This is a genomic window from Streptomyces sp. NBC_01341 (assembly GCF_035946055.1).
GTDB lineage: Bacteria > Actinomycetota > Actinomycetes > Streptomycetales > Streptomycetaceae > Streptomyces.
Map to the genome: position 1 here is coordinate 145,982 of NZ_CP108364.1, position 22,532 is coordinate 168,513.

Here is a 22,532-nt window from a genome sequence, read left to right on the forward strand (position 1 = left end):
CACGGTCACCGCGCCCGCGGCGCTGTTCGTCGCCGCGATCCTCGACCATCCCCTGTGCCTCGCCGGGCATGAGGGACACTTCCCGTGGGACGACGGGCCGCCGCGCAGCTTGCGGGCCGCCCTGCTCGACTGGCTGGGCCGGGTGGCCGAGTCGGCTGCCTATGGGGAGGACCCGGCGCGCGGGACCGAGCCAACTGGGAGTGGCTGCCCTGGTGCTCGCCACAGCAGAGAGCCCCCGTGCCCACTCGCACCGGCCGGACAGCGCGTGGACCCGCGCGCTGTGGCAGGACAGGGCACAGGCCCCCGAAGTCCGCCTTGCCGCCGCGATCGGCTGGCTCTGCCTCACCAACGAACCCGTCCCCGACGCCCTGCACGCCACCGTCGATGCCCTGGCCGCCCAAGAGCGCGCTCGCGCTATGGACCCCTGGATGACGGCGGTCGGCTGCGGCGAATCAGGGCTCCTGCGCTGCGTCCGCCGCATGCTCCACTCGGAAGAGCCCGAACCGTGCGACGCCCCCTGAGCCCCACTGCCCTGAACTACGACCGGCGTCCCCCGACCACGTCGCCCGCACACCCGCCCGCGTTCTGTGCATCGCAGTTGGCCTCTTGAGCGGGGCAGATAGCCCTCGAGGTAGCGGGCGGCGCGCTGGCAGTTTCCGTGCAACCTTGCCCAGCTCCTTGACCGGCTGGAAAGCCGATCACCTTCAATCGCTGACACGTCAGAGGCTGGGCATGCACGGATATCGTTCGCCAGTAGGTATGTGAACAGTGCGAGTTCGAGGTGGGGACCTGATGGTGCGGAAGAGCGGACGAAGACTGGCGTCGGCGGTGACGCTCCTGTCGGCGATAGGACTGACCGCAGGGTGCGGGGACAGCGCCGAGTCCGTTGAAGCCGAGAGAAGGCCGGGGCGGCCGACGAGCACGGCAGCCGGTATGGCGGCGGAACACCACTCCGAACCGCTGACCGCTGCCAAGCTGAAGGCCGCGCTGCTCACCGCGGACCAGGCCGTCGGTTTCGAGATCACGGAGAGCAGTTCTCGGGACGGGGCTGAACCGGACTCCTCCCTCGACGTCAAGGAGACCGTCTCCCCGGAGGTCTGCCGGCATGTGAGGGAGGCTACCGGGGGTGATGGTGAGGAGGCTGCCGCAGCCTCGTCGATCATGTACCGGGCTGGGACCTCCATGGCTCCCAGGAGCACCAACCTAATGAGCTATCCGGAAGGGGCTGCACGGGTCCGCATGAAGCAGTTGAGCGAGGCCGTCGGGGCATGCAGCCGGTTCAGCTTCAGCAACACGATCGGAAAGGCGTCCGTCACGACCGAGGCGCTAGATGCCCCGGACCTAGGGGAGGACGCACTGCGGTACCGGACCCTGTCCCGGTTGGACAACGGAGGCTTTGCCTGGAAACTTGTGACCGCGGTACGGGTCGGAGACGTCATCGCTACGATGAACGTCCCGGACACCACCGGGCCTCTGCCACCCGAGAAACTCAGAGCGTTCAAGCCGGACCCGGGCCCCGACGAGGCGGTCATCGCCACCCTTATCGGGAACGTCACCAAAGCCCGAAGCAAATGAACTCGACCACGGCCCGCGCACGCCGCGGCTCGTTGAACGCATTTGACGTTTCTCGCCGTCCGGCTCCACCTACTCACAGAGCACGCTTCCTCACCCGCAAGACACCTTCGCCTCCGCGGACTGGGAACTCTGACCAGCACGCCACCGTCCACGCCCGAAGCTGTGTCCCGCGTGTGCACGTAGTTGGCCAGACATGCCAACTACGGGGCTCAGTCACAATGCTTCGCTCGGAGTGGGCCGGACCCGAGCGCTGGGCCGAGCTGGAACCCGCCAGAGCCCAGGTCGGGTAGCGCGACCGGCGTAGTTAGGCCGTGGCGTCGTCCTGAAGCGTCGTGAAACCTGCCGGTGGCGCCGCGCGGGACGGGGCGTTGTCGTACGCATACGCGATCATGCCGTAGCCGTACCGAAGCACACTGGGAAGGGCTTGATGGACGTGGACTTGGTGAGAGACCTAGCTTGACTCTGTCGGGGATCTTGGAATTCCTCGGTGCGGGATGGCTCGCTCTACGACGCTGATCCGAGTGCGCCACGGTGCCGTTGGGCCGCTTCGCGCTGTATGCGGGCGGCGTCCGGGCGTGGCAGCGGGTAGGCACGCCAGCCGTCTTTCACCCCCAGATCGACGGGCACGCCGCGGCCGGCGGCCACGGCCTCCCTCAGCAGGCGCCCGCGCTCTGCTCCTGCCCGGTGGCGCAGGTCGAATCTCCTAGCGTACCTCTTGCGGTGGGCTTCGGTCGCCCACACCGGCTCTCCCGCCCGCCCGTGGTCTTCGGTGGCATGCACGGGTACCACGATGGCTGGATCGGCGAGCCAGCTTCGCACGTCGTCGTCCAGCTGTTCCTGAGTGGCGCCTGTCCCGGCGCCCGGGGCGGTGTAGCTCGGTGCGGTGGATCCCTTGCCGCGACCCACACCCGCGCTGACGGTCGCTACGCGGTGTCCGCCGATTGCGGCCCTGCCCAGAAACGGCGCCCTCGTGGACGCGCACTTCGTTGCCCGGCGTGCTGAGCCACTGGGTCAGGAGCGCGTCGGTGTATTCGGCGCGGACGGGCGGTGCGCTGGTGTGACGCGGCAGGTCGGCGCGTGGCTCGCCCTGCCTGGCACAAATCTCGCGCCAGCGGAAGATGTCCGGGGCGAAGGTGTGGATGTAGGTACAGGCGCCACACAGCAAGGCCATCAGGTCTGCGGCGGGATCGCAGGGGCGGCGAGCACGCGGACGCCGACGGGGAACCGACGAAGCAAGGCCGGTGGAAACCGGGCTCCGCGATCGTGAACCGGGAGCACCTGGACCGTGCACGGCCCCGAGCAGAGAATCCGTGGCCCAGGGTGCAGGCGAAACAGCGTTGCGGAACCGGCGTAACCACCGCGCGACCGGTGCCCGCGCGGTGGCTGGGGAGCCGATCCGGCATCACCCAGCGACGTAGAAGCGCACGGTGGCGAGCGACTACTTTCCGCAGCCGGACGTGGAAGTGTCGGAGGACGGCCGCTCAGGTCTGTGGCTACCGGCGATACCCCTGAACGGCCGCACGAAGGCGCGTCTTTGTGGTCCATTCGGGGTGTATTGCCCCATGGGCCCAAACCAGATCGAAGGGGGCATCGAAACAACGGGTGGACCCGCCCCGTTCCGAAGGGTGGGCCGACTACCGTTCGGAGTGCAACCGTGCGTACTCGTCTTCTTCCGGCCGCCGCTGCCGGCGCCATCGCACTGTCCCTTGCCGCCCCGGCGCTCGCATCGGCTGAGACCGAGCCCACCCCGTTCGGCCCACGCGGGCGTGCGGCGTCGCCCAGTCTCATCAGCGTGGGGCTGACCTCCGACCAGCGCCTGGTCGGCTTCCAGGTCACCAACCCCGGCGACAGCTGGTCGTTCGGCAAAGTATCCGGCCTGAGGGGGGACGGGAAGCTGGTCGGTATCGACTTCCGGGTCCAGAACGGCAAGCTCTACGGCGTCGGCGACCAGGGCGGCATCTACACCGTCAACAGCGACGCGCAAGCAGTCAAGGTCTCCCAGCTCACCGTCGCACTGGCGGGTCAGAACTTCGGCGTCGACTTCAACCCCGCCGCCAACCGCCTGCGCGTCATCAGCGACACCGGCCAGAACCTGCGCCACAACATCGACGACCCGGCCACACCACGCACCACCACCGTCGACGGCACCCTCACCAACCCGACCACACCGCCCTCGACCGCGCTCGGCGTCACCGGAGCCGCCTACACCAACAACGACGTCAACGCGGCCACCGCCACCACCCTGTTCGACATCGACACGGTCAACGACCGCGTCTCCCTCCAGTCCCCGGCCAACTCCGGCACCCTCGCCCCCACCGGAAACCTGGGAGTGAACGCAGGGCCCTGGGCCGGGTTCGACATCTACTACAAGCCCTCCGACGGCTCCAACCGCGGGTTCGCCGCGCTGTCCACCGGTGGAAAGCAGCGCTTCTACCGGGTGAACGTTCTTAACGGTGAGACATCCCTCGTCGGCTCGTTCCCGACCGGCCGACAGGTCGTCGACATCGCGCTCCCGCTGAACCAGAACTGATAACGCCCCGCGCCGGTGTCGGCGGACACCCCGCCGACACCGGCGCAGACGCGTTATGACGCCACACCACACAGAGCCGGGCTGTCGCGACCGAGCAGCCCTGGACCGATACACCACCTTCGTGGACGTCCCTGGTCTTACCTCCTCGGTCGTCTCGGGCATCCTTCCCAACCCCCGCATGACCCGAGGCGCGTACCGCGACGGGGAGCAGTTTCGCGCCTGACCCGATCGCGGCCGCCCAGGATGCTTGCCCTCCCCAGCCGCAGAATTCGCCTACGGACGCAGGTGTCGGCCGGATCCAGAACCAAGGAGGAACTCATGCCGGCTGTCGATGGTAAGAGCCCGAGCCCGTGGGGCCGTTAGGCGCTCCGATGGGGCCTATCGAGTGCGGCCGTCGCCCTGGTGAGCGTGTGGGTCCGGGAAGCGGCTTCTCGTCCTCGTAGTAGGCGTCGTGGCCGCTGAGCCCTTCTCGTCCGAGGCCCGTTCCCACATGACGTGGGCGGGTCGCACTGCCGGCCCCCGCGGTCACGCCCGGGGGGCCGTAGGGTCCCTGGCGTCAGCCTCGGCGGATGCCGCGCAGGAGGTGAGCGCGGCCATGAGCAGTGTGGTGGAACAGGTCAACGCGGTCCTTACGTGGGGGCGTTGCACGGTGATGTGTTCCATCTGACAGCAATGGTCCAAACCTATGTGCCATGCGAGCCGGGGTTCTCACAAGAGGGCGGACAGGAACGTTCCGCATCGGCTGCGGCGAACGCGCCCGGAACGAATCCAGGAACCGACACGAACATGACGGGATCGCCCCGCCGGAAGGTCCGGCGTCACAGGCCCAGGGCATCCCACCGCCGGCGTGCGACAGTCCGTCACTCTCGCACCCCACCCCGCCGGCTCGACACCGAAATCCTTCGGACTGCCGCCCCCACCGGCACGCCACACCCGGGCCTCCTCCACGAAATCCACACTGCAATTGCAGAGTCAACTTCTTCATGATCTACTGCTCTTTACCGGCACGAGATATCCGCCCAATCGCGGACAAGCCAGGCTCCACTCGCCGGGGCATGCGTGTCACGCGTTCCCCGGGGTCTCAGGCGCCCTCATCGCCGAAACGTTTCTGCGATCCATGACGGCTTCTTCCGCGTGGACGCATCCCCAGGCTTCGATTACTGATTGAGGACACGTAAACACATGACAGGTACGTCCAGGCGGTCCATTCTGGGCATGGCCGGTTTAACCACGGCCGCCGTTGCCGTGGCCGGCGTCGGCATCCTCCGCTCGAACGACTCCGACGACGACAAGGTACTGGCTGCCAGTACCCTGCCAGGGGTGACCGAGCCGACGCACTCGACGCTGGCTCCGTTCAAGGACCCGCTGCGCATACCTCCGACCCTGCGGCCCGGGAGCAAGGGCATCACGGAGATCGACCTCGTCGAGACCCGACTCCGGCTCCACTCGCAGATGCCCGCCACCCGTCTGTGGACCTACAAGGGCCACTTCCCCGGTCCGACCATCGAGGCGCGCCGCGGGGAGACGTTCCGGATCGCCTGGAACAACAGACTGTCCGGCACCACGCCCGTGAAGGCCGTCTGGGTGCACGGCGAGGGCCCCGGCCCCGGCCTGCTGCCCTACAACCGCCCGGGAACGCAGGGCTCGTACCCGCGCCCCGAGATCGACAAGCTCACCGCGTGGACGACGGTGCACCTGCACGGCGGCCACCAGAACGCCCTCAACGACGGCGCGGCCGAGTACGGAATCGGCCCCGGCTCCACACAGTTGGCCGAGTACGCCAACGACCAGGCGGCGACGCACCTCTTCTACCACGACCACGCCATGGCGGTGACCGCGCTCAACGTGGCGGCGGGCCTGATAGGCAACTACATCGTCCGCGACAAGGAGGAGTCGCGGCTCGACCTGCCCAGCGGTGACTACGAGATCCCGCTGACGATCCAGGACGTCAACTTCGACACGGATGCCAAGGGGCGCCTCAACGGCCAGGTCGCCTTCAAGCGGATCATCGGCGGGCCCGGCGCCCCCGAACCCGGCACGCTGCCGCCGGCCCTGTCCACGCTCGCCCCCTTCACCATGGTCAACGGGGTGGTCTGGCCGCACCTGGACGTGGAGGCCCGCGCCTACCGCTTCCGCGCCGTCAACACATCGGACAGCCGCATCTACCGGCTCGTCGTCGTCGACGAGGAGACCGGGAAGGCCGTCCCCGGCGCCATGAAGCTGATCGGCACCGACATGGGCCTGCTGGGGAAGCCGCAGACCATCGAGGAGGCGATCTCCCTCTCCCCCGCCGAGCGCGCGGACATCGTGATCGACTTCGCCGCCTTCCCCGGAAAGCGGCTCAAGCTCGTCAACACCATCCCGGGCCAGCGTCCTGGAGCAGCCCTTCCGGACTTCGCGATCCCGTTCGCCGAGGTGATGCAGTTCCGCGTCGGCAAGAAGCGGCACTCGCCCACTCACATTCCGGCGACGCTGTCCAGCTCGTTCCGCAAGCTCAAGGCGTCCGACGTCCCCTCGAACGCCACCGAGCGGTTCGTCATGACGGCCTTCGACAGGACCGGCGGAATGCCGCAGCTCTGGGAGATGCAGGAGGTGGCGTCGGACACACCGTCCAAGGACGGCATCGTCCAGATCGAGATGGCGGGCAGGACCCGGACACTGCGCCGTACGGCCGCCATGTTCGAGGACACCACCACCTTCTTCGCGGCCGCGGGCACCTGGGAGAAGTGGCACTTCATCAGCGCGGGACCGGCCGAGCTGCCGATCTACCACCCGATGCACATCCACCTGATGAACTTCCAGGTCATCGACCGGCGGGCCGTGGACGGTTCGGGCCTGGACGTCAGCGCCGGCCGGACGAAGAAGCCTCTGACCCTGGGTGCGCCGATGCCCGTCGCTCCCGAGGAGTCGGGCTGGAAGGACACCATCACGGTCACCGCCAACAGCCTTGTCACGGTGGCCGGACGCCTCGCCGACCAGACCGGCAAGGTGATGTACCACTGCCACATCCTCTCCCACGAGGACGAGGGGATGATGCGGCCGTTCGTGATCATGCCGCCGGCGATCCACGAGATCCACGCAATGACGATGGGTATGAACGGAGCCATGGGCCACAAGAAGGGCATGGACCCCGACATGAAGATGTGACGCGGTCCGGCGGGGAGCACGGGGTCTCCGGCACGCCCGTTCGTGAAGCGCGAACGAGCGGCCAAACCGGCCCCGGGCTCCCCGCCGGGACTCGCACGCGGCGCAGTTCACGCCTCCGGGCCGCCGGCGATGGCGTCGGCGGCCCGGACGGAACACCCTGCCACGGCAGCGGCGCACGACCGGGCTTCGGCATGTGCACCGGAGAGCCGGTCATGAGTGCGGTCGGGTCCAGCGCTGACAACGCCTTCGCCGCTGGGGCGGCGGTGGGCGGCCTACTCGGGGAGAGTGGCGGGTGTCCGCCGATGAGCAGCGGAGCTATCCCCGAAAAGACCATCTGCACAAGCTGGTTGACATCCATCCCATCGATATCAACGATGCTTCGCCCCCTCCGTCATCACCGAATGTGAGACAGAACCGTTCGTTTGACAGACCCTCGTGTTACGAGCTCTGAGGCCCAAGGGGATCGGCTGCTTTCCTGATCCCTCAGCTTCAGCCCGAGGGTCAGCGAGTCCGGACGGGTGGGGATGGTGATGTGTTCAGTCATGAGGTCTCCGATCTGGTCGAGGGCCACCGGGTTCCAAGCGCGCTTCGAGGTGTCTCGGCAGGCACGGAGCTCGGTGACCAACCTTCCTCCCGGCCTGTGCGCGCCTGAGGCGGTGGGCCGGGAGGGAGGAGTGCGGGAGTCAGTCCTTGCGCCGCAGGGATGCCCTCCCCTCGGTCTCCGTCGCAACGCGGAACGTGGACCAGGCGTTGGTGCTGACGTCAAGAGCCTCGAACAGGTAGGCGCTGACCGCGTCCGCCACGAGCGCCACGCGGGCGGGGTCGGCGTCGGTGGTCTCGGCCACGGCTTCCCCGGCGACGCCACCCAGGGTGTGCTCGCCGTTCGGTACGGCCATCAACTGCTTTGGCGCGGGGCTCAGATGGTAGGCGTCGAGGAACCAGTCCGGGCCTCGAGTGGACATCTTCGACTGGTCCTTCTCGCCGGCGATGACGAGCGCGGGAGCACTCATGGTGCTGTAGTCCGGCCTCATGAAGGACAGGTGCTCAACAGCGAACGGAGTCAGGGAGTCCCCCGTTCCGGTCGCGGCGATCAGGACGCCGGCCTTGATGCCATCGCGGAAGAAGTCCTCCCTAGGGTTGCCGGTGTCGTCGAGGACACGGGCACCGAGGAGCGCGCCCACGGTCTGGGCACCCCAGGAGTGCCCCACCAGCGCGACTCGTGACTGGTCGACTCGGTCGGTGAGCCCGGCCTGCTCCATGACGTGGCCGAGGTGGTCGAGCACACCATGGAGGTCGGCGATCCGAACCCGCCAGATGGTGCCGAAGCGCGGGTCGTCGAACCCGATGCCGAACCGGCGGGAGTCGAGATGCGTGGGCTGGACGACGACAAAGCCCGCGGCAGTCCAGCGGTCGACCAACGGCTCATAGCCGTCCATCGACCACGCGTTGCCGTGGGAGAACACGATGACGGGCAGGTCGGCGCCCAGGACGGGTGCGGTCACCTTCACCTGCAGTTCGAGGTCTCGACCATCGGTGGGAACGATGATCGGCTTGATCGCGATCGTCTGATGATGTGCGGGAGTAGGCATGTGTGCTGGTTTCCTCATGAAGGGGACGTGCCGCATACTTGGCGGAACACTGTTCCGCCAACTTAGCGGAACAGTGTTCCGCGAAGCAAGGAGAAGTAATGCCGCGAGAAACAGGCGCCCGGGAGGCCGGAGCGCAGCGCACCCGTCAGGCGCTCTTGACGGCGGCGGCCCAGGTGTTCGTCGAACAGGGCGTGAACGCGCCCATTCGTGCCATCGCCGGCCGCGCCCAGGTGGGCCTGGGTACCGTGTACCGACACTTTCCCGATCGAGCCGAGCTGGTCATCGCCGTCTACCGGCACCAGATCGATGAGTGCGCCGCCCTCGCGAGCGAGCTGGCCGACTCGCCCGACTCCAGGGGCGCCTTGTCCCGGTGGGTCGACTCGTTCGTCGAGTTCCTGGTCACCAAGCACGGGCTCGGGGCGGCCCTGCAGTCGGATGACGCCGGCTTCCACACACTGCACTCCCTGATGCTCGACAAGCTCGTGCCGGCGTGTGGGCTGCTCATCGACGCCGCCGTGGCTCGCGGACGGATGGACCCCAGCGTGAACGCGTACGTGCTGATGCGGGCGATCGGCAACCTCTGCATCCTGGGCCCCGGCTATGAGCAGGAAGACGCGCGCGCCATGGTGGTCCGGCTGCTTGCCGGCTGCTGGCTGGACGCCTGAACGACGCAGCAGTGACCGTCCCGTACGTCACCGGCCGACCGTGAACTGTGATCAATCGCGGCCCAACTGCGTAGTGGAGGCCGTTGCCGCGTTGTCGGCTGTCGCGGAGGATCTTGTAGTGCTTCATGCGGGCGAGGGCGTATTCCACGCGGGCCCGCACGCGTCGGTGACCGGCGTTGTCCGCTTCCTGGCCGGGCAGGAGCGGTCGGCCGGGTCGTTTCCGGTGCGGGATGACGAGGCTGGTGTTCGTGTAGGCGCCGTCGGCGACCAGCAGATCGATACCCGACACAGGTTTCTCTACCTCATCAAGGCGCCCGGCTCTGGCTGCGCCCGCGCCCCTGCCTTCGGCCCGCTCGGCGCCGCCGCCAACGCGCCTCCAGGGTGGATAGGCCTGTAGGACATGAGACGAGAACGAGGCCCGCGGCTCGGGGTCACAGTCCGCGATCCGGGACCACTCGATCGATCCGAACGGTCGCAGACGGGGCGTAGAGCGGATACGCAGCGCTTGGTTGCGGAGTGATGGGCAGACGCTGGAGGAGGCGCTAGAAAGCGGCGCAAGCCCCGTCGACGGGTTCTCACGAGTCAGGTGCGTCAGGAGCCCGGCGGTTTCAGCCGCCAGTTTGGGGAGTCAGATACCTCGACCTCACGCAGCGCCCGCGCGGGATCAGCCAGCGCGAGACGCACGGCGCGGTCCGGCACCACGGCCCGCGGCCCCTTCACCTCTCCCACGGCTATCGCGTGGAAAGACACCTCATGCAGTCAAGCCGTCAAGATGCACCGAGGGACTTCGTATCCGCATCGCCGTGATGACGCACGCGAGGCTTCGCGGGCTGGCACCGGAGTATCGGGGGCCGACCATATAGGGGCAGCCGCGTAGGCGGCATGATGATCGGCATGATGGAGATACCCGGGTACGACGGTCACCCTCTCGTCCACCAGCCAGAGCTGCTGGAAGAACCCTTCCTCTGGCTTGGCCACCTGTACTCGTGCGCTCACGACGAGGACACGGAAGAGCTGCTCTTCGGTGCGGACTACGAGGCGGCCGAGGTGTTCCACCGGGAGCTGAGGGAGCGGGCGAAGTGGCCCGTCTTCACCATCCCGCTGGCCGCCGGGCACCTCCTCCACGTCGTCTACCGCGCGTGGAAGGACGACCCCGGTGTCGACTTTCTCCTGCACCACCCCAGCTGGGAGCGAGCACTGTTGCTGGCCAAGGACGACGGGCACTTCATGGGTCCCGCCCTGTCCTGGTCCGAGTTGTTCTCTGCCACCGACAACGGGCTGCCCGGTGGCAGCACAGCCGATCCACACCGCCGACTCCTGTTGCTGCTGCCCGCGCTCGGAGACGACAACATCCCGTACAACGCAAAGCACCGCCTGATAGCAGCCCTCAGCGCCGTTACTGCCTTTGAGGCCCCCGAGGAACTCGCTGTCGCTCTCGTTGAAGGCCAAGGCGCGGTAGGGGCCTCCCGCTGGACCAGCAAGAGCGGTGTTCGCGTGGACGACGGCGCGTACTCGTACCGGAACCCGTCCAATGGCTTCGCCCTTACACCAGAAGACCTGGTTCGCGTGTCGACTGCCCTCATGTCCTGAGCCCTATGAACGGGCCGGCTGGGGCGTCGCAGCTGAAGGAGGGAAGGCGATGGCTTCGTCGAAAGGAACGCGGGCGAGCAGGCAGTGATGCAGCTGCCCCAGCATGCGGTCGAACAGGTGCCGCAGTGCCTGCATGTGCCAGTCACCTCCTGCCCGGCGTCACCGGTAGTGGGCGTCAGCGCCGGATGAACCACTGAGGGAGGTGAAGGCCCACAGGTGGCCGACGTGGTTGAGCCGGTTGTTCTTGACGAACCGGCGGCCGACGTAGCGGCGTTTGCCGGAGGCCCGCGTGATCGGAGCCGATCCGGCGTACGCTTTCAACCCTCCGGCCGTGACGAACCGGCTCCGGTCATCGCCGATCTCGCCCAGGATGCGGGCACCGACCTGGGAGCCGATCCCGGGGAAGCTCAGCGTGATCTCCGCGTCCGAGTGTGAGCGGAGGGCTTCCTCTGTGGCCTGCGCCAGGTCATCGACCGCCTGGCAGGCGGCGTCCATGGCGTCCTCGACGAGGGGCAGCTGCCGTGGGGCTTCCTGGCGGGAGAGCTGCTGGATTCGTTCGGCGTCCGTCTCGCCGCCCCGGCGACGTCCAGCTCGCCGGAGCATGGCGGTCAACTTCCACATCTGCAGCTCGGCCGCCAGGGCAGGCATGGGCGCGACGGCCAGGATGCGGCGGGCATCGGGGCGGGTCAGGGTTCCCGGCTTGTCCGTGAACGCCTCGATCATCGCCGGGAAGTGCTCCCTGAGCGGGGACCGCAGCTGATTGGCGACCTGCTGCCGGTTCCAGGCCGCGTCCTGCTGTGCGCGTCCCAGGACGGCGACGGCTTTGGGCCAGGTCGGTGGCGGCGCACGGACCCTGCGGAAGGCAAGCAGGGACCAGGCCCGGGCGCCGACTACGAGATCGGCCACTCGGGCCGGAGCCGATGGTCTCCTTCAGCACCGACACCGGGTGGGCGTTCTGCGAGGAGCGGTGATCGAGCTGGCCCATCGCCGTCTCCCGGTCGTCGAGATGCAGGACCTCCGGGAGTGGCAGGCCCTCGGTCAGCGGGCCCCACATGGCTTGGATGTCCGCGCCGGCTGGGGCCCACGAACCAGCCCACTTCCCCGCCGCCGGGGCGGGTGCGATGGTGGCGGTGGCCGGAGCGGGAGCGGGGTGGGGGACACGGGCCGCACCCGGTGCCGTGGTGGCGGGTGCGCCCGTCGGGGATGGCTGCGCAGCCCCCGCGGCTGCGGCCGGGGTGACTGGCGCGGCGGTGGTGGTGACGGCGGCGACGGCCTAGTCGACGCCGAGCCCCGCGGCGTGTGCGTCGGTGAGGATCCGGCGACGTCGATGCTCTGGTCGTTGAAGCAGCCCATGGAGGCGGCCATGTCGGGCCAGGCCGGGGCGAGGATCGCGTCGCGGGCCAGACCCTCGAGGATCGTGATGCGCAGCAGGTCCGCCCACCGGTCGGTGCCCTCGCTGCGGGTGCCGGTGATGCTGGTGGCGACGGCCTGCTGACGCTTCTGGCCATCCGGCCGAGCTGTGGGAGGAACGAGGTGAGGTCGGCCCCGGCTTGCTGGGTGCTCCAGTGGCGACCGGCACCGCAGTCACATTCATAGCTCCCACTGTCCGGCACACCCTCTCGCCAACGCCACGACGCCTTGTCCTCGCTCATCTCTCCTGTGCACGACGATCACCAGCGAAAGCGGCGGCCACGGAAGGGCAGGCGGCCGAGGAAGCCGAACGGCCGGAAAGCAGGACATCGGGCCCGCCCGGCGCCCTCCGGCCGCCTGCGAAGAAGACGGATGTACCGGGCTCTACGGGATCGACTCCTCTGGGGGCCGGACTGCCGAATGAACAAATCGAGCCATATGGCTCGTGTAAGACCAGGAGGACATTTTCCCTAGGCACTCGGATACGGACCGGCATCAGACATGGCACGTCACCCTGCATCACCCTCAAGGGCGCGACCGCGCAACACGCCCGGAGCAGCCGGTTCCCGGCCACGGCCCGGACGAAGCCGCCGGAAGCCGGTGACGCGCCTCCTGCTCGTCCTGCTGCTCGCAGCGATCGCGGCCAGCACCGCCCCGCACCTGCTGCGCTCACACGGCAGCCCCTCCGGAGGTGTCGCTGCCGCGGCCCACAGACACGAGCTCGGGACTCCCCCGCCCACCTCCACGGCGCCTTCACCTGCCGTCCCAGGGGACACGGACGGATTCGTGACAGCGAGGATCTCCGCCCCACCGATCGGCACCGGCACCATCCGACGTTTCAAGGTCCGGGTGGAGGACGGCATCGGGGTATCGGCCGACGAGGTGGCCCGTGAGGTGTACGGGACACTGGCCGACCACCGATCCTGGACAGCGGACGGCCACGACGGCTTCGAACTCGTCTCCGAGGGGGACCGGGACTTCGTGGTCGTCATCGCCTCACCCGCGACGGTGGACAGGATCTGCGGAGCCGCGGGGCTGCGGACGCAGGGAGAGGTGAACTGCGACGTCGGCTCACGTGTCATCGTCAATCTGAAGCGCTGGAACTCGGGATCCCCCAACTTCCACGGACCGCTGGCCGACTACCGGGCGCTGATCATCAACCACGAGGTCGGACACCGCATCGGGCACGGGCACGAAGGATGCCCCGGGCCGGGCAGACCCGCACCGGCCATGATGCAGCAGATCGACGGTCTCGACGGCTGCCTGCCCAATGCGTGGCCGTACGACGAGCACGGGACGTATCTCGGCGGCCCCAAGGTGCCGTGAGCGCGACGAACGCCGCCGACCAGCAGCACCCTGCGGACGAGCGTTCTTCACCGCTCCCGGGGGTCACAGGCACCACAGGGAGCAGCCTGCGGCGACTACCCAGCGAGCCCGCCCCACCCGCACGACACGTGGCGTCCCGAGTGGTCGTGATGCGCCAGCTCGGAGGTGTCCGGAGAGCCACATCGACCACGCGCAGCGGCGGAAAGGTCACGGACCGCCACCGTAGGGCGGAGGCAGGCTTCGGGGCTGAGGACTTTCGCGGGGGCCAGGCAGGCTCCGGCCTGCGCAGGGACAACGCGTAGGGGACGGGTCCAGGAGGGAACGTAGTCGATCTGTCATCGCCGGTCTCACCTTGCCCTGCAACTCGGGCGTCGTAGAGGGGCACGTCAACCGGATCAAGATGCTCAAGCGACAGATGCTCGGCCGAGCCGGATTCCCGCTCCTCCGAAAGCGAGTACTGCGCTCCAGGTGACCGACGCGTCAGGACGACTGCTCCGCTGGCTCGAACCCCTCATCGATACGGCGAGGAGCCACGCCGAGAACCAAGTTCTCCATGGCGTGAGGCATCGCTCCGAAGCTGGCGACCCAGGTCTCTACGAGATAGATCACGCCCACTTCATCGATGCCCAGGAAGAACCGGCCGTGGTCCAGCTCGCCGAGCGGGTAGAGATGGCGCCCGATCGCTTCGCCCCACTCCGTGAATCGGCCATCCTCGCCCCAGGCCAGCTCGGGGTCCAGCTCGAACGGCGTGCGTGCACAGCTGATGCCTGGTCCGCTGACGTTCACAGTCAAACCGCCGAACTCCTGCAGGAAGGCTTCCGCAGCGTCGTGCATGGCGAGGCCGACTGCTTCGAACATGGATCGCCAGGGGGCCGTGTCTACTTTCCGTCCAGGCGTCCATCCTGACGCCTCCAACACCTCATCCATCTCTGGCGGCCAGCTACTCATCCGGGCCCCGACTCCTCCGCTGTGGGTGAGCAGTGATCATCTCAGCGGTGGACGTCACTGAACAGCGTGTGACCGCTTCACGGATAGTGAGCCAGAACCCGAAGTGGTCCACGAATTCAGCGTGTTGTCGTGAACAAAGCAACCGCGACAAGGGCCGGTGTGACGGGGACCGGTTCCGCGGGGGTGCGGCTGTTCCAGGACGCGCTTTCTCTGTCAAGTTCAGCATGTTGACGCGCAACGGCCCACCCGTCAGCTCAACCGATGGCCGGGCTGCAGGGTTCGCCTCAACCCGGTTTCCTCGCTGAACGAGTCGGCCCGGGATTGTGTCCACTGGAGACGTCGCCGTTCCACTACTCGGTGATACCGTGTAGCGGTACTCAGTATCACGTAGTACTGGCAGGGCTGAGGAGCACCCCGCGATGGACGACCTGACGGAGATGTTGAAGGGCACGCTCGAAGGGTGCGTGCTCGAAATCATCGGCAGCGAGGAAACCTACGGGTACGCCATCACTCGCCGGCTGAATGAACTCGGCTTCGCCGACGTCATCGAGGGGACGGTGTACACGATCTTGCTGCGGCTGGAGAGGAACGGGCTCGTCCAAGTGACGAAACGTCCATCCGGGGTGGGTCCGCCGCGCAAGTTCTACGCGCTCAACGACGCCGGGCGCGAAGAGCTCGCAAAGTTCTGGGCGAAATGGCAGTACCTCTCATCACGCATCGACAGGCTCGAGGAGGGCGGGAGATGAACTTCTGGGAGAAGGTCACAGGCAGCGATCTCACCAGGGATTGGCAGGCGTTCGGAGCCCGGGTCGAGGCTCTGCCGGACGACTACCGGGAGGGGTGGGACCAGATCGTCGCCCACCTCTTCCCCTACGGGGACTTCACCGGCCGCAATCTGATACCGATCCTCGACTCCGCCCTGGGGCTGCTCGAAGTGTCGGCAGCGGACGTGCAGAACGTCCACGAGGTGCTCGGCGACGACATCCAGGGCTTCTGCACGGCGCTGGCCGGCGGAGCAGGGGCCCGGACTCATCGCGACCGGTGGCGCGAGCAGTTGAACAGGAACGTCGCAAGAAAATTGAGCCGGCTGGGAGGCTGACGTGAGCATTCAAGACGTCATCGAAGGCAAGAAACAGTGGCGTGCGCACGCTGCTCGGGTCAAGGCACTCCCGCCGGACTACCAGATCGTCTACAGGGAGATGCAGAAGTACCTGTTCAAGGTCGGACCGGTCAGCCTGTCCGACGGCTCTCTCCTCCCCGGAATCGTCGACTTCTTCCATGAGGGCGCCGCCGAGGGCAAGGGAGTTTTGGGTCTCACCGGCACCGACGTCGCAGCGTTCTGCGACGACCTGATCAAGGACTCCCCCACCTACGCGGATGCCTACCAGGAATCCATTGGCGGGGACCCTGGCCCGGCCGGGAAACAGGGCCTCGGCGTAGTCGGGTGATGTCCGTTTCGTGCTCATCCGAGGCCGAAAAGTGCGAGTGGTCGTCGGGGGTCGCGTGCGTTGCGCCGCAGAGCCGCTGCGATATTGGTGACGCCGGCCTGTTTCAGGGAGCCGATGGGAGGTTGCGCCAGGTGGCCATCGCGCGTGGCGCGTTGCCGGTCCGTAGTTGGAAGGCGTCTCGGCGAAGGTCGTGTCGCGGGTGGTGGAGGGCCTCGATGCGCCCGGCGGTCGCGGATCAGCCGGACGGGCTGGGTAGGTGAGGCTTGCTCGGAGGTCAGGCTGGTGACGGCGTGGATCGTCTTGATGGTGGCCTTGCCGGTCGTGCGATCGGTGCGGCGGCGCTTGATCGGCAGCGCCTGACGGGCTCCGGGGACGAGCAGGTTGTTCACGGTACGGCCTTGATCCGGCCGATCTCATGGCGGCCGTGGCCTCGGTCACGGGTGCTGCCCTGAAGGGGGATGTCCTCCCAGGCAGCAATTTGAGTTGTTTGCGCAGGCGCTTCTGGTTGGGCTTTGACGATCACGATGTAGTGCGCCCGGCGGCCCAGGAGATAGGCGGCGTGCTCGCGCTGGGTGTGCAACGCGCCCCCGGTCACCGCAGCTCCAGCGAGATCGGCGACGGTGTCCAGCAGCGGCCGGAAGCAGGTGATCTCGTTCGTCTTCTCGCACAGTTCAGCTGGGCGCCAGGACGACGCGAGTGGTGTGCTCCACCGCCGCCGGCAGGTGCATCCTGCGGCCCGTTGCCCTGACCACACCGCGCAGGCCTTGGCCGACCACGGCCAGCACCGCACACGCGGTCAGCGCGAGCACGGCCGCCAGGGCGTGCCGCACGGGGCGTGGATCCCGTGGATCGGGTGCTTCTGCCAGCCGCTCCAACAAGCTGCGCACCTCCTCGGCTTCGGCCTGCGGATGCTCGCGGAGTTGGTCAAGCCGCGCCCAAGGACGCACGACAACCGTTCCCCTCCGCGCTCACGGCCAGGCCCTCCCGGCTGGCACCTCACTCGATGAGGCGACGGCCCGAAGCCAGGGTGCACCTGACCCTCAGGTCTTGGGGACAATCTGGATGTCCATCTCGATCTCGATGCTCGGACCCACAACCGCGATGCCTCGCGCCAGCATCGTCTGCCAGGTCAGCGTGAAGTCCTCGCGGTGCAGCTCGGTGCTCGCCCGGCACGCAGCGCGCGTCTCTCCCATGACGCCGTTACCCACGCCGAGGTACTGGACGTCCAGAGTGACGGTGCGGCTCACACCATGCAGGGTGAGCGCTCCGGTCACGGCCCAGCGGGCTCCGCCCCGGTGGGCGAAACGCTCGCTGTAGAACTCGATGGTCGGGTAGCGCTCCACGTCGAGGAAGTCGTCCGACCGCAGATGGTCGTCACGCATCTGGACGTTGGTGTCGATCGTCGCGGCGTCGATGATGACGTGCATGGCGGAGTCCTCCATGCGCTCCGCGATCCGGACGGCACCGGCGAAGGAGTTGAACCGTCCGCGGATGCGCGCCATGCCGATGTGCCGCCCGATGAAGCCGATCTGGGTGTGTCCCGGATCGATCTCCCAGTCACCCGCTTCCGGGAGCTGCTGGGGCGCGGCCGCCTGCATGACGACATCCCCGATACTCGCGTGGCCCCCTTCGGTCACGGCGACCGAGCCGTGGAACGGAGTGAAGCCCTCGCTGGTGACGGCCAGGCGGTAGTCGCCGGCCGGCACGGTTGCGACCACGTTCCCGAAGGGGCCCGTCTCCCCGCGGACGACCTTCCGGCCGCCGTTGTCGGTCACGACGAACTCTGCCTGCCTCAAGGGCTCGTTGACGGGATCGAGCACCCGACAGCTGAGCATTCCGGCATTCTGCGGGACCGAGAGCCCCGCGAGGGCGTTGCCCTGCTTCGCGCCCGACTCAGTTCTTCTGCCTAGCCAACGGCCGAACACGTGCACGTACTCCTCAGGGGGCTCTTACCTCGGACCCCTGACGGATGGACGTCGTTGTCAGAACTGCGGCCCGCCGACGAGTAGACATTCGATCACCGTTGCGAGGTTCGAGGCAAACGCGGCAGCTCGCGACCGGTTGCACCGAGTACGCCCAGTCGTTCGCAACTGTGACGCCTGGCCCTGATGACCCGTATTCCACACTGCGTCGTCCGGCTCCCCGTATGTCTCTCGGTCAAGGACAATCATATGTCCGGCATGTGATCGAGCATCAGCCCGAACTCTCGTACATACACGCCGAGTAGGTCGGCATCTGTGGCCAGCACCTTGATTCTGCGCTCCTCAAGCACGGTTGCGATGGGATCGGTCACCGAGGGTCACCTGCCTCTCCTCGGTACGCCGCGAGCAGACGAGAGACCGCGTGAAGTGGGAATCGGTCGTGGTGCGGTGGTACCAGGAACCGGCGAGGAAATCCGAGAGCACACGCGGTCGCAAATCAAGACGGAATCGCCGAGAACCGTCGCGTGAGAGGTCGAGGCACCCTGGGGCGCCTCCCCTCCTGCTCCGTGCGGTGCGGCCGGCGTCAAGGCGTGGTCCCCGAATCCCGCATCGGCCATCCACGGCCCCGTGCCGCCATCGGGTTCCACGCGGAGCACGACATGGTCGTACGGAATTCCGAGGCGCCTCCGGTGCCGAATACCCGGCCTGGAGCGGACTGACATGGAAGCCGAGGCCACGCAACAGAGCGACGACTCGAGCTGACCCGTGCGGTGCTGTCGGTCGTCGGCGCGCGCGGTCTCCAGCAGACGCCGCCAGGAGGTCACCGTTGGGCGACGTCGTAGGAGTGCTCGCCTTCCCGTTCGGTCATGCCTCCCCATACGCCGTGCTCGATACGGTGATCGAGTACGTGGGCAAGACGTTCTCCGCGACTGCCGCCAGAAAGGAGACGGCCTCCACCACGCCGTCCAAGCCGTCGCCCCTGTGCACAACCTCGCCATGACAGGCTGAACCAGCAGGTCAAACACCACTTCGGCCTGCCCACGCTCACCCTTCTGCAACAGCCTTTAGCCGCCGGTCGTGCCGTCGAGCAGCTCGCGCAGGATGTCCAGGTGGCCGTTGTGGCGGGCCGTCTCCTCGGTGAGATGGAGGAGGATCCAGCGCAGGTCGACATGGAGGCCGTCGCGAATGCTTCCCTTGGCCTGCTTGTCCAGGTCGTTCCCGGCGACCAGTTCGCGGTAGCGGGCGCTCTGTTCGGCGTATTCATCGAGCAACTGCGTAAGCGGAAAGTCGACGGCGATACGCATCTCGCGGTCGGGGTCCTCCTCCGTCATGGGGGCCCTGTCTTCCTCGCCGAGGAAGACCACTTGGAACCAGTAGTACTCGACCCAGCGGAGGTGGTTGATGACTCCGCTCATGGTCATCAGGGGTGAGCCCGGCAGAAGCGCCTTGCGTGCGTTCTCCGCAGAGACACCGCCGCACTTGGCGCGAGCGGTGTCACGTGCGTAGTCGAGGAACGTGGTGAGCTGGGTGCGATCGTCCCATGCGGGCGGCGTGTCGTCGATTTTGGTCATCGCGCGAAGCGTCCCCGATCACCGCGCCCGATGTCGAGGCATTTAGCGGCGGACCCGACCTGCTCGCCCAGTTCCTGTCCGGCGGGTGCCGCAGCGATTCAGCGGCGGTGGGCAATCCGGGAAGATCCGCCAAACAAGCCCGTGCCACGTAGATCTACACGTTCCAGGATCACCAAGATCCCGGAGCGCGGAGCCGGAGCGCGTGCACCCCTGGATCGGATCGCGTCCACGGGAGCGCGTCGTCGCCCCGGCTCGGACGCCTCCCTCGCCGGTCCGGGCCCGCCGAGCGGGGCGTGCCGCGTGAGCCCAGGTCGAGACGGGTGAGAGGGCGGGGCGCGCGAACGTCGCCCGCGCTCCCTGGGGCCTGCAGGGCGTGACGTCCACGTCGGCGGAGCACTCCTTGAGCACTCCCGGTTGCGGGCAGGTGCTCTTGGCAGTCTCCGACGCCGACCGCACACTCCTGGAGGGTTCTCGCACCGGGCCCCGCCGTGAGGCGTCATCGAACCGGAAGGCCCTGATGCGTTCACTACGCACGCCCGAATCCGCCCTGTCCGCCACCGCGATCGCCCTACTCCTGCTGGGCTCCATAGCCACCGCCACCGCCTCTGCCACTCCTCACGCGGACGACACCGCTGTCCGGACGTACACCACCGGGGTGTCATCCGGCAGCTTCGAGAGCCCCCTCGTCCCGGCGCCGGCCCCGTTCACCGACTTCACCGCCGGACAGTCCATCGGCGCCTGGACTGTCGGCGGTGACAGCGTCGACCTCGTATCGCGCCGCACGTGGGACGCCGCTGACGGGGACCAGTCCGTCGACCAGTAGGGTCGCTGGATCCGTCGTCCAGTCGCGCTCCGGGAAGGCGGGAAGAAGGGTGGGAGAGGCATACCAGCCGCTTGTGACCGTGTCGGGCGCAGCCTCCTATGGTGGCGGGCGCGAGACAAAGCTGGTCCGTCTCACCGCTGCTTCCGGTCGACGGCGGCGGGCGGGCCCCGGTCTGTCCGGAACCCGCCCACCGGTCGGGGCGCCGACGCCCCGACGCTTCCTCCAGGTGTGCCTGCCGGTGCCTACCTCCCGAGGGTGAAGGTGTCGATGTCGAACAGGGAGCCGGCGCCACCGGTGAAGGTGAGGAACACCGGTCCGGTCGGTGTGCCGGAGAGCGCTGTGGAGACCGTTCTGAAGGTCTCCCAGCCTCCGGTGTTGGGCACGGATACTGTCCCGATGACCTGTCCGCCGGCCGAGCCGGAGCGGACCTGTACGGTGCCGCCCGCGCCGGCCGAGGAGACCTTGGCGGTGAAGGTCTTCGCACCCGTCAGTGACGCCTGGGCGTAGCCCGCCCAGTCGCCGTTCTCGATGTAGCCGAGCGTCCTGCCGCCGCTGGCCGGGGTGTGGTCCGCTGCCTGGACCCCCTGCGAGGAGGTGTAGGACTCCCCCTCGTATGTGGTCGATGTGGGCGGGGTCGTGCCGCCCAGCTCCTTGATCCGGATGTTGCGGAAGGCCACGTCGTCAGAGGTGCTGTGGTTCTGGATCCCGATGTATCCCTGCGCGAGGGAGCGAACGGGGTCGGTGTTGGTGAAGTCGTTGATCCGCGTGCCGTTCAGGAACACCTGGAGCCGTTCGCCCTCCACCCGGATCTCGTACGTGTTCCAGCTGCCCGGGGGGTTGAGCGCCGCGTCGCGCGCCGGGATGTCCGCCGACCTGAAGCCGTAGATCGCCCCTGTGGTGCGGTCGGCGGAGTCGGTGGCGTCGATCTGGATCTCGTACCCCTGGTTGACGGCCGAGTTGGGGTCGTCGGAGGCCGGGAAGCCGACGTACACGCCGGAGTTGTCGTCTCCCGGCATCCGCCAGTCCAGCTTGAGCGAGTACGAGGCGAACTCCTTGGCGCGGTACCAGTACAGGCCCATGCCGCCCGTTGACGTGAGGGTGGCGTCGGTGTTGGTGAAGCTGCCGGGACCCGCCTGTGACCAGCCGGTGGTGGAGCCGTTGTAGAGGCTCGTGTAGCCGGTCTCGGGGCGGCAGTCCGCCTTGGCGAAGCCCGCCGCGTACCGGATGCCGCCGAGCAGGAGCGAACGGAAGGCGGGGTCGGCGTACGACTCCTGGGTGTGTCCGAGTCCCGTGTAGAAGGACCGGCCACTGCCCTGCGGGTGGCACCACGTGATGGGGTGGTCGCCGCTCATCTCGCCGCCGTTGTAGCTGCCCTCGTCCAGGCTCTGGAGCACCCTCACGTCGGGGCGCGGGTTGGTGCGGTAGTTGTACCACTCGTCGGTGCGGCTCCAGGTCTGGCCGAGGTGGGAGGTCGCCGGGTTGGCCCGGTCCTCGGTCCGCACCGTGGCCTGCTGGATCGCCGGGTGGCTCTTGAACCAGGCGCCGACGAGCTGCTGGTACTGCGGCCATTCGTACTCGGTGTCGGCCGCGGCGTGGATGCCGAGGTAGCCGCCGCCCCCGTCCACGTACGACTGGAGGGCCGACTGCTGGGTGGCGTTCAGGACGTCACCGGTGGTCGAAAGGAAGACCACCGCCTTGAAGCCGGCCAGGTTGGCCGTCGTGAAGGCGTTGCTGTCCTCGGTGGCGGTGACGGTGAAGTTGTTGGCCGCTCCCAGATCACGGATGGTCTGGGTGCCGACCGGGATGGAGTCGTGGCGGAAGCCCGCCGTCTTGGAGAAGACCAGCACCTTGTAGGCGGGGTCGGCGGCGGGCGCCGCCGAGGCAGGCGTCAGGAGCGAGCCTGCGAGGCCGAGCGCGACGACGAGGGCCGAGGCCGCAGTCGCCGGCAGCCGGCGGAGTCGAGGAAACATCATGATCCCTTCCCGTCC

At 67.9% G+C, this 22,532-nt stretch carries 22 protein-coding genes and 4 pseudogenes; 13 read left to right on the forward strand and 13 right to left on the reverse strand.

Annotated features, from left to right (window positions below; genetic code table 11):
- The first annotated feature begins 212 nt into the window (after positions 1–212).
- The 4 genes from OG206_RS00580 (at position 213) to OG206_RS00595 (ending at position 7,252) form a co-directional block, all read left to right on the forward strand.
- Complete coding sequence (locus OG206_RS00580; protein WP_327111023.1) at positions 213–521, forward strand: hypothetical protein; 309 nt, start codon at positions 213–215, stop codon at positions 519–521.
- A gap of 271 nt (positions 522–792) precedes the next feature.
- A complete protein-coding gene (locus tag OG206_RS00585) occupies positions 793–1,575 on the forward strand; it encodes a hypothetical protein (protein WP_327111025.1) in 783 nt (260 codons plus the stop codon).
- 1,654 nt (positions 1,576–3,229) lie between these two features.
- Positions 3,230–4,105 carry a DUF4394 domain-containing protein gene (locus tag OG206_RS00590; RefSeq protein ID WP_327111027.1) on the forward strand — a complete coding sequence of 292 codons (876 nt, stop codon included), beginning with the start codon at positions 3,230–3,232 and terminating at the stop codon, positions 4,103–4,105.
- Positions 4,106–5,320: 1,215 nt separating this feature from the next.
- Positions 5,321–7,252 carry a multicopper oxidase family protein gene (locus tag OG206_RS00595; protein ID WP_327111029.1) on the forward strand — a complete coding sequence of 644 codons (1,932 nt, stop codon included), beginning with the start codon at positions 5,321–5,323 and terminating at the stop codon, positions 7,250–7,252.
- Between the two features lie 683 nt (positions 7,253–7,935).
- On the opposite strand, the gene OG206_RS00600 is transcribed toward OG206_RS00595, so the two are convergent.
- Entirely contained in the window at positions 7,936–8,841 is a 906-nt protein-coding gene (locus tag OG206_RS00600) for an alpha/beta hydrolase family protein (protein WP_327111031.1), read from the reverse strand.
- Positions 8,842–8,939: 98 nt separating this feature from the next.
- Between OG206_RS00600 and OG206_RS00605 the strand changes: the two genes are divergently transcribed.
- On the forward strand, positions 8,940–9,506 hold the full coding sequence (locus OG206_RS00605) for a TetR/AcrR family transcriptional regulator (RefSeq protein WP_327111033.1): 567 nt from the start codon (positions 8,940–8,942) through the stop codon (positions 9,504–9,506).
- A 64-nt stretch (positions 9,507–9,570) separates the two neighbouring features.
- On the opposite strand, the pseudogene OG206_RS00610 reads toward OG206_RS00605, so the two are convergent.
- A pseudogene (locus OG206_RS00610) lies at positions 9,571–9,795 on the reverse strand (transposase family protein); the annotation flags it as partial.
- Between the two features lie 605 nt (positions 9,796–10,400).
- Here OG206_RS00610 and OG206_RS00615 point away from each other — a divergent pair.
- Entirely contained in the window at positions 10,401–11,096 is a 696-nt protein-coding gene (locus OG206_RS00615) for a hypothetical protein (RefSeq protein ID WP_327111035.1), read from the forward strand.
- A gap of 3 nt (positions 11,097–11,099) precedes the next feature.
- Here OG206_RS00615 and OG206_RS00620 read toward each other — a convergent pair.
- Positions 11,100–11,921, reverse strand: a pseudogene (locus tag OG206_RS00620) (transposase); the annotation flags it as partial.
- Between the two features lie 514 nt (positions 11,922–12,435).
- Here OG206_RS00620 and OG206_RS00625 point away from each other — a divergent pair.
- Positions 12,436–12,591 (forward strand): hypothetical protein, encoded by a 156-nt coding sequence (locus tag OG206_RS00625; RefSeq protein ID WP_327111037.1) that lies wholly within the window; start codon positions 12,436–12,438, stop codon positions 12,589–12,591.
- A gap of 515 nt (positions 12,592–13,106) precedes the next feature.
- Positions 13,107–13,832 (forward strand): DUF3152 domain-containing protein, encoded by a 726-nt coding sequence (locus tag OG206_RS00630; RefSeq protein ID WP_327111039.1) that lies wholly within the window; start codon positions 13,107–13,109, stop codon positions 13,830–13,832.
- A 480-nt stretch (positions 13,833–14,312) separates the two neighbouring features.
- On the opposite strand, the gene OG206_RS00635 is transcribed toward OG206_RS00630, so the two are convergent.
- A complete protein-coding gene (locus OG206_RS00635; protein WP_327111041.1) occupies positions 14,313–14,780 on the reverse strand; it encodes an SUKH-3 domain-containing protein in 468 nt (155 codons plus the stop codon).
- Positions 14,781–15,199: 419 nt separating this feature from the next.
- Here OG206_RS00635 and OG206_RS00640 point away from each other — a divergent pair, with 419 nt between their 5' ends.
- The 3 genes from OG206_RS00640 to OG206_RS00650 are packed head-to-tail and all read left to right on the forward strand — an operon-like array spanning position 15,200 to position 16,228.
- Positions 15,200–15,526, forward strand: a complete 327-nt coding sequence (locus OG206_RS00640) for a PadR family transcriptional regulator (protein ID WP_327111043.1) — start codon at positions 15,200–15,202, stop codon at positions 15,524–15,526.
- Positions 15,523–15,879: a DUF1048 domain-containing protein gene (locus tag OG206_RS00645; protein WP_327111045.1), complete on the forward strand. Its 357-nt coding sequence runs from the start codon at positions 15,523–15,525 to the stop codon at positions 15,877–15,879. Before OG206_RS00640 ends, OG206_RS00645 begins: the two co-directional genes overlap by 4 nt.
- A 1-nt stretch (position 15,880) precedes the next feature.
- Complete coding sequence (locus OG206_RS00650) at positions 15,881–16,228, forward strand: DUF1048 domain-containing protein (RefSeq protein WP_327111047.1); 348 nt, start codon at positions 15,881–15,883, stop codon at positions 16,226–16,228.
- A gap of 14 nt (positions 16,229–16,242) precedes the next feature.
- Here OG206_RS00650 and OG206_RS00655 read toward each other — a convergent pair whose 3' ends face one another.
- The 7 genes and pseudogenes from OG206_RS00655 to OG206_RS00685 all read right to left on the reverse strand — a co-directional run.
- Positions 16,243–16,617 (reverse strand): hypothetical protein, encoded by a 375-nt coding sequence (locus OG206_RS00655; RefSeq protein ID WP_327111049.1) that lies wholly within the window; start codon positions 16,615–16,617, stop codon positions 16,243–16,245.
- Positions 16,614–16,823: a hypothetical protein gene (locus OG206_RS00660; RefSeq protein WP_327111051.1), complete on the reverse strand. Its 210-nt coding sequence runs from the start codon at positions 16,821–16,823 to the stop codon at positions 16,614–16,616. The genes OG206_RS00655 and OG206_RS00660 overlap by 4 nt, the downstream gene beginning before the upstream one ends.
- Before the next feature lie 76 nt (positions 16,824–16,899).
- Positions 16,900–17,175, reverse strand: a complete 276-nt coding sequence (locus OG206_RS00665; RefSeq protein ID WP_327111053.1) for a hypothetical protein — start codon at positions 17,173–17,175, stop codon at positions 16,900–16,902.
- Positions 17,176–17,268: 93 nt separating this feature from the next.
- Positions 17,269–18,153, reverse strand: a complete 885-nt coding sequence (locus OG206_RS00670) for a YceI family protein (RefSeq protein ID WP_327111054.1) — start codon at positions 18,151–18,153, stop codon at positions 17,269–17,271.
- Positions 18,154–18,395: 242 nt separating this feature from the next.
- Positions 18,396–18,521 carry a hypothetical protein gene (locus OG206_RS00675; protein WP_327111056.1) on the reverse strand — a complete coding sequence of 42 codons (126 nt, stop codon included), beginning with the start codon at positions 18,519–18,521 and terminating at the stop codon, positions 18,396–18,398.
- Complete coding sequence (locus OG206_RS00680; protein ID WP_327111058.1) at positions 18,493–18,771, reverse strand: arylamine N-acetyltransferase; 279 nt, start codon at positions 18,769–18,771, stop codon at positions 18,493–18,495. The genes OG206_RS00675 and OG206_RS00680 overlap by 29 nt, the downstream gene beginning before the upstream one ends.
- Before the next feature lie 161 nt (positions 18,772–18,932).
- Positions 18,933–19,078: pseudogene (locus tag OG206_RS00685) on the reverse strand (WhiB family transcriptional regulator); the annotation flags it as partial.
- Here OG206_RS00685 and OG206_RS00690 point away from each other — a divergent pair.
- Positions 19,069–19,158, forward strand: a pseudogene (locus OG206_RS00690) (IS5/IS1182 family transposase); the annotation flags it as partial. The pseudogenes OG206_RS00685 and OG206_RS00690 overlap by 10 nt on opposite strands.
- A 56-nt stretch (positions 19,159–19,214) precedes the next feature.
- Here OG206_RS00690 and OG206_RS00695 read toward each other — a convergent pair.
- Positions 19,215–19,721, reverse strand: coding sequence for a DinB family protein (locus OG206_RS00695; protein ID WP_327111060.1), 507 nt, complete (start codon positions 19,719–19,721; stop codon positions 19,215–19,217).
- Positions 19,722–20,238: 517 nt separating this feature from the next.
- Between OG206_RS00695 and OG206_RS00700 the strand changes: the two genes are divergently transcribed.
- On the forward strand, positions 20,239–20,544 hold the full coding sequence (locus OG206_RS00700) for a hypothetical protein (RefSeq protein ID WP_327111062.1): 306 nt from the start codon (positions 20,239–20,241) through the stop codon (positions 20,542–20,544).
- Between the two features lie 242 nt (positions 20,545–20,786).
- On the opposite strand, the gene OG206_RS00705 is transcribed toward OG206_RS00700, so the two are convergent.
- Positions 20,787–22,514: a ThuA domain-containing protein gene (locus OG206_RS00705; RefSeq protein WP_327122142.1), complete on the reverse strand. Its 1,728-nt coding sequence runs from the start codon at positions 22,512–22,514 to the stop codon at positions 20,787–20,789.
- Positions 22,515–22,532 lie beyond the last annotated feature (18 nt).

Excerpts from the sequence above, each read along its gene's own strand:
- OG206_RS00700 (WP_327111062.1), top strand. The coding sequence starts at position 20,239 with ATGCGTTCACTACGCACGCCCGAATCCGCCCTGTCCGCCACCGCGATC.
- OG206_RS00705 (WP_327122142.1), bottom strand. The coding sequence starts at position 22,514 with ATGTTTCCTCGACTCCGCCGGCTGCCGGCGACTGCGGCCTCGGCCCTC.
- OG206_RS00635 (WP_327111041.1), bottom strand. The coding sequence starts at position 14,780 with ATGAGTAGCTGGCCGCCAGAGATGGATGAGGTGTTGGAGGCGTCAGGA.
- OG206_RS00640 (WP_327111043.1), top strand. The coding sequence starts at position 15,200 with ATGGACGACCTGACGGAGATGTTGAAGGGCACGCTCGAAGGGTGCGTG.
- OG206_RS00695 (WP_327111060.1), bottom strand. The coding sequence starts at position 19,721 with ATGACCAAAATCGACGACACGCCGCCCGCATGGGACGATCGCACCCAG.
- OG206_RS00645 (WP_327111045.1), top strand. The coding sequence starts at position 15,523 with ATGAACTTCTGGGAGAAGGTCACAGGCAGCGATCTCACCAGGGATTGG.
- OG206_RS00615 (WP_327111035.1), top strand. The coding sequence starts at position 10,401 with ATGATGGAGATACCCGGGTACGACGGTCACCCTCTCGTCCACCAGCCA.
- OG206_RS00605 (WP_327111033.1), top strand. The coding sequence starts at position 8,940 with ATGCCGCGAGAAACAGGCGCCCGGGAGGCCGGAGCGCAGCGCACCCGT.
- OG206_RS00595 (WP_327111029.1), top strand. The coding sequence starts at position 5,321 with ATGGCCGGTTTAACCACGGCCGCCGTTGCCGTGGCCGGCGTCGGCATC.
- OG206_RS00585 (WP_327111025.1), top strand. The coding sequence starts at position 793 with ATGGTGCGGAAGAGCGGACGAAGACTGGCGTCGGCGGTGACGCTCCTG.
- OG206_RS00600 (WP_327111031.1), bottom strand. The coding sequence starts at position 8,841 with ATGCCTACTCCCGCACATCATCAGACGATCGCGATCAAGCCGATCATC.